A 16539-nucleotide genomic window follows, 5' to 3' on the forward strand; every position below is an offset into this window, starting at 1 on the left:
AGGAGTACGGGCGGCCTTTTGTGCTGGTGCCCTTATGGGTTAGTGGCGTTCAATGCTTGCCAGGGCTTCGTTGGACAAACTGGGGTCAGCGCCCAGCTCGCCCGAGCTCTCATCAGGGTGGCGGATGAGGTGGATGATGGACAACGCCAAGCCACCCCAAATGATGAGGATGAACAGTGACATCATCACGATTGCGATTCCGGTCATGTCAGTTCTCCTTGGTGGTGACGGACGGATCCGAAGCAGCGAGCTTCGGGGCCTTGGGCTGTAGTCGGTGGGCGGGGCGCACACCGAAATCAGAGCCGGGAGGGCCATCGAGGTAGTGGTCGCCGCGCCACGGCAGCACGGTCATCACCAGCGAACCGACGATGATGATGCCAATGACGCCCCAACCGAAGATAAGCAGCTGGGCGTTGGAGTAGCCCTCGTAGGGCTCCTGGATGCGGGCAATGACCTCCTGCAGCAGGGTGTAGCCCAGCACAATCGGGGTGATATTGGCGACGCAGATCCGCCACCAGGTACCGACCTTGAAGCTGGACACGGCGTTGATGTGCATACCGAACTCGTCGGTACGGCGCAGGATCCAGTCCAGCACGATGATGCTGATGAGGGCGACGCCGACGATACCGATCTGGTTGGTCCAGCGGTCCATGATGTCCAGCGAGACGATGCCGGTGGTGGTCGGGAAGAGCACCATGGCCAGCAGGGTCATCACGAAGCCAAGAATCAGGACGGTCTGGGTGCGGGCCAGGTCAAACTTGTCCTGGACAGCGGAGACAACAACCTCGAACAGGGACATCAGGGAGGTGAAGCCGGCCACCGTCAAGGAGACGAAGAACAGCACACCGAAGATGGAACCGAGCACGCCGGGCATCTGGGAAATTACCGTCGGGAAGGCGATGAAGGCCAGGCCGATACCGCCGGAAACAACCTCGTCGACGGGCACATTGGCCTGGGTGGCCATGAAGCCCAAGGTGGCGAAGACGCCGATGCCGGCGAGGACCTCGAAGGAGGAGTTCGCGAAGGCGGTAACCAGGCCGGTGCCAGTGAGGTTGGAACGCGGCTTCAGGTAGGAGGCGTAGGTCAGCATGATGCCGAAGGCCACAGACAGGGAGAAGAAGATCTGCCCGTAGGCGGCGATCCAGACCTGGGAATCAGACAGTGCGGCCCAGTTCGGGGTGAAGAATTCGTTCAGGCCGACAGCTGCGCCGTCGAGGAACAGCGCGAAGATCACCACGGCCAAAAACAGGACCACCAGCAGCGGGATGAAGATCTTGGAGACCATGCCGATGCCCTTATCGACACCGAGGGCAAGCACACCAATGACCAAGAGCCACACCACAAGCAGGGTGATGGCGATCGGGGGAACGAAGTCCAGCGAGGTGATGCTGGAGGTGTTGACCTGCAGGAAGTCCTCGAAGAAGTGGGCGTTTGCGTCATCGCCCCAGGTCTTATTGATGGACTTCCAGGAGTAGATAGCAGCCCAGGCAATAATCACCGAGTAGTAGACGGTGATGAAGAAGGCGATGCCGACCTGGAGCCAACCAACCGGCTCGGACCAGGCCTTAATGCGGCGGAAGACCTTCGGGGCCGAACCGCGGAAGCGGTGACCCAGCGCGTAGTCCAGGAATAGCAGCGGGATACCTGCGGTAAGCAGTGCAACCAGGTACGGGATCAGGAAGGCGCCGCCACCGGATTCGTAGGCGACGTAGGGGAATCGCCAGATATTTCCCAACCCGACGGCGGAGCCCACGGCCGCGAAAATGAAGGCCGCGCGGGAGGAAAACACCTCCCGGTTTTGGTTCTTGCCGGTAGTCCCAGCAGTAGTTTCGGTCATAGAATTATCCGATCTAGGTTCGGTGAATAGGTTGGTGCAGACATTGTTATCTGTGAACCAGTTGAGGGGATGTTAGCAATGGGGTTTGCGCAAGTGGAAGAATTTCCCCTGGTTCGGGGCAATCCAGGGCCGATTTTTAACATGCCAGTCACATTTGGAGGCCCTTGCCGCCGCCCCAGCCGCGCCCCGTAGGATGTGTCCCGTGAGCCTTACACTTGGAATCGTCGGATTGCCCAACGTCGGCAAGTCAACCCTGTTCAACGCGCTAACCCGCAATGACGTGCTGGCGGCGAACTACCCCTTCGCCACCATCGAACCCAATGTGGGCGTCGTCGAGCTGCCGGACCCGCGCCTGGCGAAGCTGGCCGAAATTTTTGGTTCCCAGCGCATTTTGCCCGCCACCGTGTCCTTCGTGGACATCGCGGGCATCGTCAAGGGCGCCAGTGAGGGGGAGGGGCTTGGCAATAAGTTCCTCGCCAATATCCGCGAGGCCGACGCCATCTGTCAGGTTGTGCGCGTCTTCGCCGATGATGATGTGGTGCATGTCGACGGCCAGGTCGACCCAGCCAGCGATATCGGCGTGATTGAAACCGAGCTCATCCTGGCCGATATTCAGACCATCGAAAAGGCCCTGCCGCGCCTGGAGAAGGAAGCCAAGAAGGACAAGTCGCTGGCCAAGCAGGTCGAGGCCGTCAAACAGGCCTATGACGTGCTGCAGGAAGGCCGCACCCTCTTCGCCGCGCAGGGTGATGTCGATATGCACGCCGTGCGTGAGCTGCACCTGCTTACCGCCAAGCCGTTCCTCTACGTCTTCAATGCCGACGAGGATGTGCTTGCCGACGAGGATAAGCGCGCCGAACTCGCCTCCGCTGTCGAGCCGGCCGACTGCGTTTTCCTCGACGCTAAGGCAGAAGCTGACCTGCTTGAGCTGGATGAAGAATCCCGCAATGAGCTGCTCGCCGAGATCGGCCAGGATGAGCCGGGCCTGCACTACCTGGCCCGCGCTGGTTTCCGCACCCTCGGCCTGCAGACCTACCTGACTGCTGGCCCGAAGGAAGCCCGCGCCTGGACCATCCCGAAGGGTGCAACCGCACCGCAGGCTGCCGGCGTGATTCACACCGACTTCGAGCGTGGCTTCATCAAGGCCGAGATCGTGTCCTTCAATGATCTTGTCGAAGCCGGTTCCATGGTGGAAGCGAAGTCACGCGGCAAGGTCCGCCAAGAAGGCAAGGAATACGTCATGCACGACGGCGACGTGGTGGAGTTTAAGTTCAACGTGTAACCTCTGTCGACCGGGACAGGCCGCGAGCAGAACTCGTTGATTAATGACGAGACTGGCGGAGCTCCCGTTCGACGGCTTCCTGAATCAGTGGCGGGTTGGCAAGAGGGTCATCGATGCGTAACCTTCCCATCGATGGCAGACCGGCTAGGAACCTATGTTTCTTGGTGGTCATGAAGGACATGCCATGGCGACGCGCGATCTTGCAGGTGCTTTCGGAGGCGCGAGAGCCACTCCACTACTCCGAGATCGCGCAGCTGATCCTGGACAACGGCCTCCGGCAGCAGGTTGGTGCGACCCCGGCTGCCACGGTGTCAGCGACGATCTCGCTGTACATGCACGACGAAGTTATTCGCGTGGACCGAGGCTATTACAGTTTGGCAACCTCGAACGACAAGATAGGGGAGGCCGAGCCGGGTGGACACTCGGACACCGCTAAGGTGTCCCGAAAACTGTGCCTGGGCTGGTAGACGAAGATAACGGCTTCCTGAACGCGTTCGGGATGTTCTGGCGGCGGGACGAGGTTGACTGGGAACGGCGTGGAGAGACCCTCTTCGGGGCACAGCTGAAGGCTGCAGAGTCGATCAACTTCTCAAAACAAGTCGGCGTCTACATTCTCTACTCAGGTGACCGGGTGATCTACGTAGGCCGCGTCACTGAGCCACGCCTCGGCCCTCGTCTGTGGGAGCACACGCGGGATCGCCTGACTGGTCGGTGGGATCGTTTTTCTTGGTTCGGTGTCCGTGCCGTGGCCGAAGATGGGACCCTCGGTTCGGTCCCCAAAGGGGACTTCGCCACCGACATGCTTGTCGCCACCATGGAGGCGCTGCTGATCGAGGGGCTGGAGCCACCACAGAACCGGCGGCGTGGCGATGGCTTCAACGCCACCGAGTTCATCCAAACCACGGACCAGCAGGTGAAGAACCGTCGAGCGAAAGAGTACGTCTTGCAGCGCCTGAGTTAGTGGGAAAGATTAGCCCCCCTTCGATTGCTGCTCGCCCGCGGGATGTGCACCCGCCGACTGACAGGGAGATGCAATCCGCTATGTCAGCCTCGGCTAGTTGGGGTATCAGACCAAATCTCTCCGAGAGCGTCAGACCCACGTGGCACAATGGAGGCATGACGAGACTGGACTCGGCGTGGGCGATCAGGGAGATCGACGCGTTCTTGCAAGTTACAGCACAGGTAGTCCCCGACACGGGTCCAGGCATCGTCTACTTCGGAACCGTTATGAACGGATCGCGGACCGAGGCAGCGGCACGTGCCCACGTCGTGGAAAAGATCCTTGACAGGGCGCTCCCCGGCTGGAGTAAAGGACACCCAGTCGAAGACAAGGAGTACAACTGGCTCCGGGGCCAAGCCTCCCGAGCCAAGGCAGCGCTTGAACGGCAGTCTGAGCTCGCTGAGAAGCTCGGAGAAAACGCGCCAGATATGGACGCGGCAAATCTGCATCGGTGGGCGTGGGAGAACGGCAAGAGCTACTGGAACCACGGGCACTACCATCAAGCCGTGATGCAGGCGGCTATCCGCGTCAATGCAGAGACCCAGGCGAAATTGAGCCGGTCGGACGTGTCTGAGACAGCATTGTTCAACGAGGCGTTCTCACTCAGCAATCCGAAGCGTGGTGCGCCGCGCCTCCGGCTTATGGAAGACGATGGCAGCAAGACGTTTCAAAACCTGCATCGGGGCGCCCGCGCCTTTGCAGAGGGCCTGTACGCTGCTATCCGCAATCCTGGGATGCATGTTCCACACGACGGTGGCGAGGAGCAAGTCGCATTGGAGCAGCTCGCGGCATTCAGCCTTCTGGCCCGGTGGGTTGATCAGGCTACCGTCATGGAGGCGTGACAACCTCGGTTGACGGGATGGCAGTCCGCTTGGAGCGAAGGTCGCTATGAGCATGCGTGCCCGTGATGGTGGTGCCGAGTGCACAATCGCCAAGGCCATCGAGGGCTGATCGCTGTTGTCGCGTGCTAGATTAACGCCAACGATTGAGCTGAGTCCTAAATGAACCTTGTACATGTTAATTAGCAACGAGAATTGGGGATTTTCGCTTCAGGTTTTAGTCCCCATCGTGCTTATAGTGCGTCGCGCTAGTCCAAGCAGAATTTACTTCTCTCGGTGTCGGTTATGACGATCCACCCGGCCTCGATTCCCAATGCTTCGACCGGCTGAAATACGGTTGCCCCTGCGGACTTGGTTCGTCGGCTCGGGCTGACAGGGCTGCAATGCGCTCGTCGCTGCGGATTCCGGGGCGCGGAGGTCTAGATGCAGTCGATTCTTGGTCATCTTGTCCTCGGGACTTGCTGGAATCACAGACGGGGTCCCTTGCTATCACTGTTGGAACAAGCGGAGCGCGAATTCCACTCGGACTCGGGGATGTCCCATACAGTGAGGGCTTCGGGCCGCGACGCGAACGGTGCAGGCGAGGGAACGAGCTCATAGCCCAGGGCCTGGCACCATAAGTTGGCAAGACCAGAGGAATCGGAGCAGTCGAAGATGAACTGAACCGTTAGAGCCGTGTCATCGTAATCGGGGTGGTATCCCTAGGCCCGGTCATGGTGCTCATGATGGCCTTTCCTTACTGAATACAGTGCATTCAGATACTGGTATGAGGGTGAGGTGCCTGCCAGGCCGGCGCACGGCCCCGCCGAAAGGGTCTGGGGCTACCTCGGTTGCAATCGGCTACGGAGCGTAGTCGAAAGCAAAGACGACGTGTCGCGTCCCAGGTTCAAAGTTTTCTTCATCCGATATAATTTAACCCAATTAAGCGCTAATCGGACGTTATGGGAAATCGACCTGGATCGAGGAAATCACTGTGATCAGAAAGATTGAGCTGTCAGGGCTTCCATGCTTTGGTACGGATATAGAGCTCTCCGACCTCACTACGGTTAACTATATTTTCGGCCCTAACGGCTCCGGTAAGACAACTATCAGTCGGAGCCTAGAGAAATACAGCCCAGCTAGTAACTCCAATGTTTTTTGGGAAAAGCAACCGGAGACTATTCGGGTCTATAATCGCGACTACATCACAAACACCTTTGCAAGCGCTAGTGGTGAAGAACCTGGCGTTTTTTTGTTGGGTGAGAACAGCCGAGAGATCGCTGAGCGCATCGGCACCCTAGAAAAAGAGCGGGATAAGATTGCCGAGAGGCTTGAGAGGCGGCAGAAGAGCCGCAGCAGGTACAAGGAGCAACTCGAGGCTAGTCGTTCTATGCTTGCTGAGAAGGTGTGGAAGCGGCGTACAGACATTCCTCAAACGCTCAGAGACCGAATGCCAGGAATCAAAGCCAGTAAGCAGAAGTGTTTGCAAAAGGTCCTCGAGGCTGCAAAGGCTCATCCAGAACGCGGAAAAGACGATTTCGCAAGCCTCGCAGCCAAGGCGACAATCGCGTTTGATGACTCGCTCACCAAATCTGAGCTGATTCCGTCGCCTCCAGATCTCACATGGGATGAGAAAGCGCTCCAGACGGTCCTTATAACACCTATCGTAGGTGGTGCGGATTCACCACTTGCCGATTTGATTGACGAACTTTCCAATTCCGACTGGGTTCGACAAGGATTGGAGTATTTCCAGCATGAGCAGAACCCCAATGGCGTTTGTCCATTCTGTCAACAAGAACCACCGGAATCCTTGGCGGAAAACCTAGCGACAATATTTGACGACACATACCAGAAAAAACGCGACGTAGTGAACCAATTTCAAACGGATTTGGAAGAAGCGCAGGAGGCCCTAAAAACCTTCGAGTCGACTAACGCCGAACGGCTCGAATCGCTCTGTTCCTCAACAGAAGTTACCCAAGCCTTTCACTTATTGAGAGTTGCTATGGATGATACTCAGAAGTCTATCCAGAAAAAGGTACTTAAACCATCTGAGCAAATTGAAGCTACTGCTATCGCTAGTTTCTACACTCGGTTAAAAGACCTCGTGACTGTTGCGAACGAGCGAATCGAGTCGATGAATGCCATTGTCCTTGATCGGCGCCAGCAGCAACAAAAGATTATCAATGCCTCCTGGCAGGAGTTCGCTAGGGGGCATCTGAACGACCTCCTTGAAAGCTTCCAGGGGGAAAGTGAAAGACTTGGAAAATCTATAGCCGGTGTTGAACAATCAATCGCGGATCAGCAGAAGCGATTCGATGATGTTGTAAGCGAGTTGCGCGAGCTTACGAAGAAGACCACTTCAAGCGCTAAAGCAGTACAAGATATCAATGACTTGCTGTCATTGAGTCAGTTTCATAGTTTTAGACTTGATTCGGCTTCGGCTAACTCTGAAGGCTACCGGATCATTCGTGATAATGGACGTCCTGCCGACGTGGAAACCCTGAGTGAAGGTGAGAGAACGTTCATTACGTTTCTATACTTCTATCACACTTTGTTTGCTGTGCAGAAGGAAGGGGAAACGGATCACATAGTTGCGGTCGTAGACGACCCAATCTCCAGTCTCGACGGTGACATCATGTTTGTGGTTTCGGCTTTAATGAGAAGGCTGATTAAACAGATCAGAGATGACGAAAGTCGGCGATTACGCCAACTAATCATGCTGACGCACAGTACCCGATTCCACAATGAAGTTTGTTATCAGCATCAAGACGAAGTATCCCCCGCAATCAAATTCTATCGCATTCGAAAGTTCTCCCCGGGATTTAATCGAATCGAAGATTGTGGGCTAAAGAACCCGATTCGAACGGCGTACCAAGAACTTTGGGATGAGGTTGCTGTCGCTGAGTCTCGTCCCGAAGAAAGTATGCCTTGGCTCCCCAACGTGCTTCGACGAATTCTAGAGACTTACTTCACGACTCTTGGAGGTAAAAGGAACCTCTATGAGTTGGGAGATGAACTTCCGATTCATGAGAGGGCAGTGCACGATGCGTTGATAGCATGGTCGCACAGCGGCTCGCACACCATTATGGACTCAGAAATTTACTCTCAACCAGTCGCAGATAATGATCGGTGGCTGAAGGCTTTTGCCCGTATATTCGAGAAATTCGCTGGTGGTGCCCACTTAGGACATTATGAGATGATGATTGCTCAAGCGCGAACGTACCTCGGACAGGGGCCGTCAGAGGTATCGACGGTTTCTCCCTGATGATCAGTTCTCCCGGCATGTATTCTTTATGTGGGGCGGCGCTGGGTGACGATTAGGCGCTGCTCTGTACCGTGAGCTTCTATGGGGTTTCGACTGTGTGAAAGGGGCGGTTTGGAACCTATTTGCGCAGCGATGTACTTTTGTCCCGTCAGCCAGACGCGCTGCGCAAAAACAAGACTGCTGGCGAGACCCCAGAAGCATCAGGGAACAGCGCCATCGCCGAGCAGCGTGGTCGTATCCTTTGGATCCAGCGTTACCGCGACGTCGTGGTGATCGAGGACCGCGGCCTCAAGCACATCCGCGAAGCAGCGAAGGCATGAATCGCGTTGCTTGAGGCTGCAAGGTCGGGCCGGGGCGCTGGTCCCGATTCCTGGATTCCGATGACTCGGTCACTGCATTTTGCGAGGTACCCCTCGAATTGCAGCGGCAGGTCTCCGACAGGCTCGTCGCTGTGACTCTGCACGCACAGCCATGAGGAAGGGCTTCGATAGTGGGAGCGTGACAGTCGAGTGGCGTTAGGCGCTGGTGTCGAAGGTGTCGGTCGATTCTAAATGGCCAGCGGTGAACGCGAATGGATCGAGATCTACGTCGGCAGGTAGAAGCACGCCGCTGACCACACGGAGGCCCGCTCGACCGACGGCCAGCTGGTCGCTGACAGGATGGCAGTCCGCTATGAGCGAAGAGTGTTGGGAGCACGCGTTTCCGTTACGCTGGTGCCGAGTGCACAACCGCCAAGGCCGTCCAGGGCTGATCGCTGTTGTCGCGTGTGAGTTAAAGGCTAACGATCGGGCTGACGCTCAATTGAACTTTGCAGACGTTAATTAGCGACGAGACTTGGTGGAGTTCAAGTTCAACGTGTAGGGGCAAGAAGTGAAGACAGTCGATCTGTTCAAGGTGCGTGCCACGCTGTGGGCTGCTGCCGACGAATTGCGTGCCAACTCCAAACTCACCCCCGGCCAGTACCGCGACCCGGTGCTGGGGCTGGTGTTCCTCGCGTATGCCGAGAACCGGTTCGAAGCCGTCCGGGACGAGGTCGAGGCCAACGCCACCGCCCGCAATCCAGCGACGATCGCGGACTACAAGGCGAAGTCAGTTCTGTACGTGCCCGAGCAGTCTCGGCTCTCCAGCCTGGTCGGCCTGCCCGAAGGCGAGGACATCGGCAAGGCCACTAATGAAGCCATCAAGGCCATCGAGGACGCCAACCCCGAACTCAAAGACGTCCTGCCACGCGGCTACCAAAAGCTGGAACGCTCGACCCTGATCGAGCTGCTGCGGCTTTTCGCTCCGCTTCCCACCCAACTTGAAGGTGACGCATTCGGCTTCATCTACGAAGACTTCCTGTCCAACTTCGCGGCCCAAGAAGGCAAGGGCGGCGGAGAGTACTTCACGCCGTACTCCATCGTCCGCCTCATCGTCGAGATCCTGCAGCCGTTCCAGGGGCGCGTCTTCGACCCCGCGTGTGGTTCGGGCGGCATGTTCGTGCAGTGCGCGAAGTTCGTTGAACGCCACCATGAGTCGGCCAGCCGCAAGCTCTCGGTCTTCGGCACGGAAAAGACTGAGGACACCGTTCCGCTTGCCAAGATGAACCTCGCCCTTCACGGACTTTCTGGCGATATCCGTCAGGCCAACAGCTACTACGAGGACCCACATAGTGCTGTCGGTGTTTTCGACTACGTGATGGCCAACCCGCCGTTCAACGTCGACAAGATCAAAAAGGAACAGCTGGCTGGCGACAAGCGGTTCCCGTTCGGACTGCCAAGGGCTGACAACGGCAACTTCTTGTGGATCCAGCAGTTCTACGCGGCCCTCTCACCCAAGGGTCGCGCTGGCTTCGTCATGGCTAACTCGGCTGGTGACGCAGGCTACTCGGAGATGGAGATCCGCAAACAGCTCATCGAGTCCGGGACCGTCGATGTGATGGTGGCGATCAGCTCCAACTTCTTCTACACCGTCACCTTGCCAGTGACGCTGTGGTTCCTCGACAAGGCCAAGGTCGGTACGCCTCGTGAGGACACCGTGTTGTTCCTCGACGCCCGAAATATCTTCCGCCAGATCGATCGCGCCCACCGTGACTTCACACCTGAGCAGATCGAATTCCTCGCCAATATTGTGCGGCTCTACCGCGGCGAGGAGGTTGACACCACCGACGGTAGCGAGGACCTGCTGAAGGAGAACTTCCCCGACGGCAAGTACGTCGATGTCGGCGGCCTGTGCAAGGTCGCCACTCGTGCCGAAATCGAAGCGCAAGGCTGGAGCCTCAACCCCGGCCGCTACGTCGGCACCGCCGCAGTCGAAGAAAGCGACGTCGACTTTGCGGGTGACCTCGCGGCGCTGTACGAAGAGTTCACGAAGCTAAGCGATGAGGCTGACGTGCTCCGCTCAAAGGTAGACGCTGCTGTTCGAGGGATTCTCGGTACATGAACGTCGGAGACTTAGTCGACCAGGGATTCGCTGAGATCAAGACCGGGCCCTTTGGCACGCAATTGCGAGCGTCGGATTACGTCGCGACCGGACGCCCCGTACTTAATGTTAAAAATGTTGGCTTCGGCGATGTCCGACCGTGGGGCTTCGAGTATGTCGACGAGGTAACTGCGAGCCGTCTTTCATCGCATATTCTGAAGCCCAATGACATCGTGTTCGGGCGCAAGGGGGCCGTTGAGCGGCATGCGTTCATCACAGACAAATATGACGGAGCGATGCAGGGGAGTGACTGTATACGACTTCGGATTGCTGACGACTCGCCCATTCCTGCCCGTTTCATCACGTTCGCGCTGCGGACGAAACAGCATCAAGCTTGGATTCAAGCATTCTGTTCGCACGGCGCGACTATGGCTTCACTGAATCAGGAGATCGTCCGCCGGATCCCACTACCGAAGCTCGATCCCCCTCAAATCGATCTAGCTGTCGCAGTCCTGCAGAACTTCGATAGCTTCCTTGAGAACAACCGTCGGCGGATTCAGGTACTTGAGAAGATGGCCAGGGCCATCTACCGCGAGTGGTTCGTGAAGTTCCGCTACCCTGGCCATGAAGATGTGCCCATGGTCGATTCGGCTCTCGGCCCGATTCCCGAGGGGTGGGACCTTAGTACCTGCGGTGATGAACTCCGCTTTATTGGCGGCGGGACCCCTTCGAAAAAGGACCCCTCTTACTGGGACGGAGGTTCCGTAGCGTGGTATACGCCTTCAGACTTGACAAAGACCAGGTGGCGCTATGCATCCGCACCGGAGTTAAGAATCACACAGTCAGGTGTTGCAAAGAGCTCAGCCCGGCTCTTTCCCGCGGGATCAGTCATGATGACGAGCCGGGCAACTTTGGGAGTCCTGGCGGTCGCGACAACTGAAGCTACGACCAATCAAGGATTCATCGTGATCCTTCCCGATAGCCGGTGGACGTCTGGGTTCATCTACGAATGGCTGGCCTCCAACGCAGTCGAACTAGCCGCTCTGGGAACCGGGGCAACGTTCAAGGAGATTACAAAGGGCTCATTCAAGAAGTTCCCGTTTATTGTTCCTGCGCAGGATGTGCTGGATACATATAAGGCTACGGCCGAGCCACTCGAAGCTCAGATACACAACCTAGAGAACCAAACACGACAGTTGACTCGACTCCGTGACCTCCTCCTCCCGAAGCTGGTGACGGGGGAGATTGATGTGTCCACGCTCGACCTCGACTCGCTGACTTCTATAGGCTCATTAGGTGAGGCAATGGAGGTGTGATGGTGTCGCGGGGACCGGAGTACGACCACGTCGAAAAGCCCAGTATCGATCTTCTTGAGAAGCTGGGTTGGACTCCGGTGGACGCCTTCCGGGAAACCCTCGGGCCAGCCGGCAGCCTCGGCCGTGATTCCCAGCGTGACGTGGTGCTTACCCACAGGTTGAAGCCCGCGATGCGCAAACTTACCCCCGAACACGTGCCCGATACCTCCATCGACGAGGCAATCGAGGTATTAACCAAGGACCGCTCGGCTATGGACCGAGTCAGAGCCAACCGCGAAGTCCACGGCCTGTTGCGTGACGGGTACCGGGCCGAGTGGACTGACGAGCACGGCAAGAAGCAGACAGAGTTGCTGCACTTCATCGACTTCAGTCTGCCGTTGAGCAACGACTTGCTGGCGGTGCAACAAATGTGGGTCAAAGGAAACCTGTATAGCCGACGGCTGGACCTGGCGTTATTCGTCAACGGGATCCCGCTGGTGCTCATGGAGTTCAAGGAGCCAAACGAGTCAGTCAAATCCGCCTATGACAACAACCTGACTGATTACCGGGATACCATCCCGCAGCTGTTCATCCCGAACTGCTTCGTGCTGCTGTCCAATGGCAGCCACGCCAAGGTTGGCTCAACGTATTCGCCGTATGAGTTCTTCAACGACTGGAAGGTCATCGACGCGCAGGGCACACGTGGAGCGATCGCTTTAGAAACCGCGCTGCGCGGCACCTGTGACCCAGCGGTACTGCTCGACCTTGTGGAGAACTTCGTCGTCTACATGGAGCGCCCAGGTGGGCTGATCAAGATCATGGCGCGTTCGCACCAGTACCTGGGGGTCAACGCGGCAATCGACAACCTCCACCGAGCACGTGCCGAGAAGGACAAACGGCTCGGGGTGTTTTGGCACACCCAGGGTTCGGGCAAGTCTTTATCGATGCTGTGGTTCACCCAGAAGGTGCTGCGTCGCGTGCCCGGCAAGTGGACATTCGTGATGGTCACCGACCGCAAGGAACTTGACACCCAGTTGCACGGCGAGTTCGCTGACGCTGGCGCAGTCTCCCCCGAGGCCAGAGTGCACGCGGAGTCGGTTGCCCACCTCCGGGAACTATTGGCCGCCGATCATCGGTATGTGTTCACCCTGATCCAGAAGTTCCAACCGTCCAAGGGGATGGGGGAGCACCAGATGCCGGTGCTCTCGGATCGTTCCGACGTCATCGTCATCACCGACGAGGCCCACCGCAGCCAGTACGACACTTTGGCCCTCAATATGCGCACGGCCCTGCCGAACGCCTCGATGATGGGCTTCACCGGCACCCCGCTGATCGAAGGGGAGGACCAGGCCACTCGTGAACAGTTCGGTGACTACGTCAGTGTCTACAACTTCCGCGACGCCATTGAGGACGGGGCCACGGTTCCGCTGTACTACGAAAACCGCATCCCTGAACTGGAACTGATTAACAAGAACTTCTCCGAAGAACTCGAAGATCTTCTCGAAGAGGCCGAACTCGACGATGATGCGGAAGGACAATTAGCCCGCGCCTTCGGCACGCAATACACGCTCCTGACACGTCCTGAACGGCTCAAAAAGATTGCCAAAGACCTGGTGGCCCACTTCGTCGGCCGTGGTTTTTCCGGAAAAGCGATGTACGTCGGACTGGATAAAGCAACCGCTGTGCGCATGTACGACCTGGTCCAGGAGGCCTGGGCGGAACATCTGGCCGAACTTAAAGCCGAGCATGACAAGCTCCCGGAGTTGGAACGCCCCTGGCTGGCATCACGCATCGAGCTGATGGAGACCACCGATATGGCGGTTGTTGTCTCGCAGAGCCAGAACGAACTGAAGATGCTTGACGACCTCGGACTCGACATCCGCCCGCACCGGGAGCGGATGAACCGCGAAGACCTCGCCGAGAAGTTCAAAGATCCCGCTGACCCGCTGCGCCTGGTGTTCGTGTGCGCGATGTGGATGACCGGGTTCGATGCGCCCAGTGTCTCAACGATCTACCTCGACCGGCCTATGCGTAACCACACGCTGATGCAGACGATCGCTCGCGCTAATCGTGTGTTCCCAGAAAAGGACAATGGGCTGATTGTCGATTACGTCGGTGTCTTCCGGAACCTCGAGAAGGCCCTGGCGATCTATGGTGCTGCCGGTGTGAACGAGTCGCCGATCGAGATCATCGACGCACTTTCCGGCGAACTGAACGCATCGGTGAAGGACATGTTCGACTTCTGCTCCGCTGTGGGAGTGGACCTTGCTGCGGTGCGCGATACCAAAGGGTTTGACCACATCGCCAAGCGTGACGCCGCCATTGAAGCCCTACTGGTCGATGAAGATACCCGAACCGAATTTCAGCAGCGCGCCCGGCAGGTACGCAAACTTTTCAAAGCCCTCCTGCCGGACCCCGCAGCCGCCGCCCAACAACGCAGCGTTGCGGCGATCAGAGTTCTTGCTGAACGCATCGCAGAGGTCACGCGACCACCAGAGGCAGACCTGGGGGACGTCACAGACGCAGTTGATGCGCTGCTCGACCGGTCCGTAGGGGCTGAGGAATACGTCATCCGGGCCGCAGCTGAAGGCACCAAGCCAGATCCGCTTATTGACTTGTCGCGGATTGACTTCGAGGGCTTGGCGGACAAGCTCGCCGGCCGGAAACGAGCGGAAACAGACCGGCTGGCCCAACTGCTCCGGCAACAGGCTATTGGTGCGGCGACTCGGAACCCGACGCGCTACGAGCTGGTGGAGCGCATCGAGAAGCTGATTGCTGACTACAACGCCGGCAGCGTGAATATCGATGAGTACCTTCGTCGTCTCATTGAGCTTTCGAAGACACTGACGGACGAGGAGGAACGCTCGGCCCGAGAGGGAATGACCGAGGGGGAGCTGGCGATCTTCGACCTTTTGACCCAACCCGACCCGGTGCTCACCGACGAGCAGCGTGACGCGGTCAAAGCCAGCTCAAAGAAACTGCTAGAACACCTGCAGAACAAACTCGTGCAGGACTGGCGTCGCAAAGTTGATGTGATGAACGACGTCGACAGCACGATCCGACGAGTCTTGGACCGGGAGCTACCCGAGAAGCCCTACACCACAGAGATTTTCACCTCCAAGGTGCAACTGGTCTTGGATCATATCCTCACCGCTTATGGCGACGACGGCGGCAGCGCCTACAGCCGAAGTTTCGACGGTGCAGGGTCGTCACCACCTGCGAAATATGCGGGTCCGCTTGATGTGGACAAGATTGCTGAGGACGTCGTCGCCCGAATCCACGAGGACCCGACCTTCGCGGCCGATGTTGCTCAACAGTTGGGCGCTGCCGACTCAGCGAAGTGAGTCACGCAACAGTCTTGAGGCGCGCTGACCAGACGAGCGCAGTTGAGTTTGTGTAGGCCTCATCGGTGCAACGGGTAGCCCTGTGAGCTGCGACGCAGTCTCAATCGCGCTAGTGTTTGCTGTGTGGAAAATAATGATGCGGAACTAGTGCCTGCGGATCACGCGGACAATAGGTCAGGCACTCAGCTCAGCACGGCAGCGGTGAGCGAAATCGTTTCTTCCGGGCTGGATAAGGCTCTGCTGGCTCAGCAGCCGCTAGCAATGAAAACCGTGGCCAGGCTACGCCGCGTACACCCAGATAAGTCTCCTGAAGACCTCATCAAGTACATCAATAAAACGTATCTGTCGACGGTGACGGCATCAGGGACAGGTAGCGGTATGGCTGCAGTCGTCCCGAACGGGGCTGTGCAAGTACCAGCGGCCATCTTGGATCTGATGGGCTTCCTGGAAGCCTCCGTGTTTTACGTGTTGGCCATCTCCGAAATCTACGGTCTGGACACCGAGGATTTTGAGCGTCGGCGATTTTTGGTTCTTGCCGCGCTATTAGGCAACTCCGGCACCCAGGCAGTGACCCAAGCACTTGGCGAGCGAACAGTGCCGTATTGGAGCAAACAAATCATCAGCCGTATTCCAGGTGAGGCGCTGAAGCGAGCTAATAAAGTCCTAGGACCCCGCTTCATAACTAGGTACGGAACTCGGCAGGGTGTTCTTGTTCTTGGGAAACAGCTGCCGCTAGCCATTGGGGCAGTAGTCGGTGCAAGCGGTAACGCCGCTTTTGGCACGCTCGTGATTCGATCCACGAAGAAGCTGCTGTCGCCGCCTCCAGCAGACTGGTCGCATCTCGATGGCTAGATATAGTTGCGGTACCGATAACACAAGGGGGACGCAGTAATGGAACTCGCACCAATTGCCCAGTGGACGCTCTTACAAGAAATCCCGATTCCCGGTGATATCGGGCCAATTCTGGTGCAGGGGGAGCAGCCCTGGGTTGCCTTCAAAACCTTCCGGGACAGCGCGATTTTCACCAATAAGCGCCTGATTATGCGCGATGCCCAGGGGCTGTCGGGCAAGAAGGTCGAGATGTACTCGCTGCCGTACTCGTCGATCAATATGTGGTCCTCAGAAAACGCCGGCACCCTCGACTTCAACGCAGAGATCGAACTGTGGACCAGGGCTGGCTGGATCAAGATCAAGGTCGGCAAGGACGCCGATATCCGCCGGATTGACCACCTCATCTCACATGCCGTGCTGACCACCGGGCAGGGCTAAGCCCCAACACTGAGGGCGCACAAAAACCC

14 protein-coding genes are annotated in these 16539 nt (G+C 57.7%); 11 read left to right on the forward strand and 3 right to left on the reverse strand.

Translation table 11 applies throughout. The features are described from left to right. Positions 1-39 precede the first annotated feature (39 nt). A complete protein-coding gene (gene metS / locus KRX51_RS07320) occupies positions 40-207 on the reverse strand; it encodes a methionine/alanine import NSS transporter subunit MetS (RefSeq protein ID WP_218362482.1) in 168 nt (55 codons plus the stop codon). 1 nt (position 208) lies between these two features. Then, complete coding sequence (locus KRX51_RS07325; RefSeq protein WP_218362483.1) at positions 209-1837, reverse strand: sodium-dependent transporter; 1629 nt, start codon at positions 1835-1837, stop codon at positions 209-211. Between the two features lie 202 nt (positions 1838-2039). Here KRX51_RS07325 and ychF point away from each other — a divergent pair, with 202 nt between their 5' ends. Beyond that, positions 2040-3119, forward strand: coding sequence for a redox-regulated ATPase YchF (gene ychF / locus KRX51_RS07330; protein WP_218362484.1), 1080 nt, complete (start codon positions 2040-2042; stop codon positions 3117-3119). Between the two features lie 40 nt (positions 3120-3159). Here ychF and KRX51_RS10215 read toward each other — a convergent pair whose 3' ends face one another. Then, positions 3160-3291, reverse strand: coding sequence for a hypothetical protein (locus KRX51_RS10215; RefSeq protein ID WP_255549537.1), 132 nt, complete (start codon positions 3289-3291; stop codon positions 3160-3162). A gap of 7 nt (positions 3292-3298) precedes the next feature. On the opposite strand from KRX51_RS10215, the gene KRX51_RS07335 reads away from it, so the two are divergent. From KRX51_RS07335 to KRX51_RS07380, 10 genes are all read left to right on the forward strand, one after another. Continuing rightward, positions 3299-3586: a winged helix-turn-helix domain-containing protein gene (locus KRX51_RS07335; RefSeq protein ID WP_218362485.1), complete on the forward strand. Its 288-nt coding sequence runs from the start codon at positions 3299-3301 to the stop codon at positions 3584-3586. After that, positions 3571-4080: a GIY-YIG nuclease family protein gene (locus KRX51_RS07340; RefSeq protein ID WP_218362486.1), complete on the forward strand. Its 510-nt coding sequence runs from the start codon at positions 3571-3573 to the stop codon at positions 4078-4080. Before KRX51_RS07335 ends, KRX51_RS07340 begins: the two co-directional genes overlap by 16 nt. 155 nt (positions 4081-4235) lie before the next feature. Then, positions 4236-4961, forward strand: coding sequence for a TIGR02391 family protein (locus tag KRX51_RS07345; protein ID WP_218362487.1), 726 nt, complete (start codon positions 4236-4238; stop codon positions 4959-4961). A 970-nt stretch (positions 4962-5931) separates the two neighbouring features. After that, positions 5932-8202, forward strand: coding sequence for an AAA family ATPase (locus KRX51_RS07350; RefSeq protein WP_218362488.1), 2271 nt, complete (start codon positions 5932-5934; stop codon positions 8200-8202). Between the two features lie 122 nt (positions 8203-8324). Then, positions 8325-8522, forward strand: coding sequence for a hypothetical protein (locus tag KRX51_RS07355; protein WP_218362489.1), 198 nt, complete (start codon positions 8325-8327; stop codon positions 8520-8522). A 550-nt stretch (positions 8523-9072) separates the two neighbouring features. Beyond that, the gene (locus tag KRX51_RS07360) at positions 9073-10623 is read left to right on the forward strand and encodes an N-6 DNA methylase (RefSeq protein ID WP_370625064.1); all 1551 of its coding nucleotides are present in this window, start codon (positions 9073-9075) and stop codon (positions 10621-10623) included. After that, positions 10620-11918, forward strand: coding sequence for a restriction endonuclease subunit S (locus KRX51_RS07365; RefSeq protein ID WP_218362490.1), 1299 nt, complete (start codon positions 10620-10622; stop codon positions 11916-11918). Before KRX51_RS07360 ends, KRX51_RS07365 begins: the two co-directional genes overlap by 4 nt. Further along, positions 11918-15241 (forward strand): type I restriction endonuclease subunit R, encoded by a 3324-nt coding sequence (locus KRX51_RS07370; protein ID WP_218362491.1) that lies wholly within the window; start codon positions 11918-11920, stop codon positions 15239-15241. Before KRX51_RS07365 ends, KRX51_RS07370 begins: the two co-directional genes overlap by 1 nt. A 123-nt stretch (positions 15242-15364) precedes the next feature. Further along, positions 15365-16093, forward strand: a complete 729-nt coding sequence (locus KRX51_RS07375; RefSeq protein WP_218362492.1) for a hypothetical protein — start codon at positions 15365-15367, stop codon at positions 16091-16093. A 39-nt stretch (positions 16094-16132) separates the two neighbouring features. Next, on the forward strand, positions 16133-16510 hold the full coding sequence (locus tag KRX51_RS07380) for a PH domain-containing protein (protein ID WP_218362493.1): 378 nt from the start codon (positions 16133-16135) through the stop codon (positions 16508-16510). The last annotated feature ends 29 nt before the right edge of the window (positions 16511-16539 follow it).

Source organism: Corynebacterium sp. TAE3-ERU12, from assembly GCF_019209905.1.
In the GTDB taxonomy this organism is placed as follows: domain Bacteria; phylum Actinomycetota; class Actinomycetes; order Mycobacteriales; family Mycobacteriaceae; genus Corynebacterium.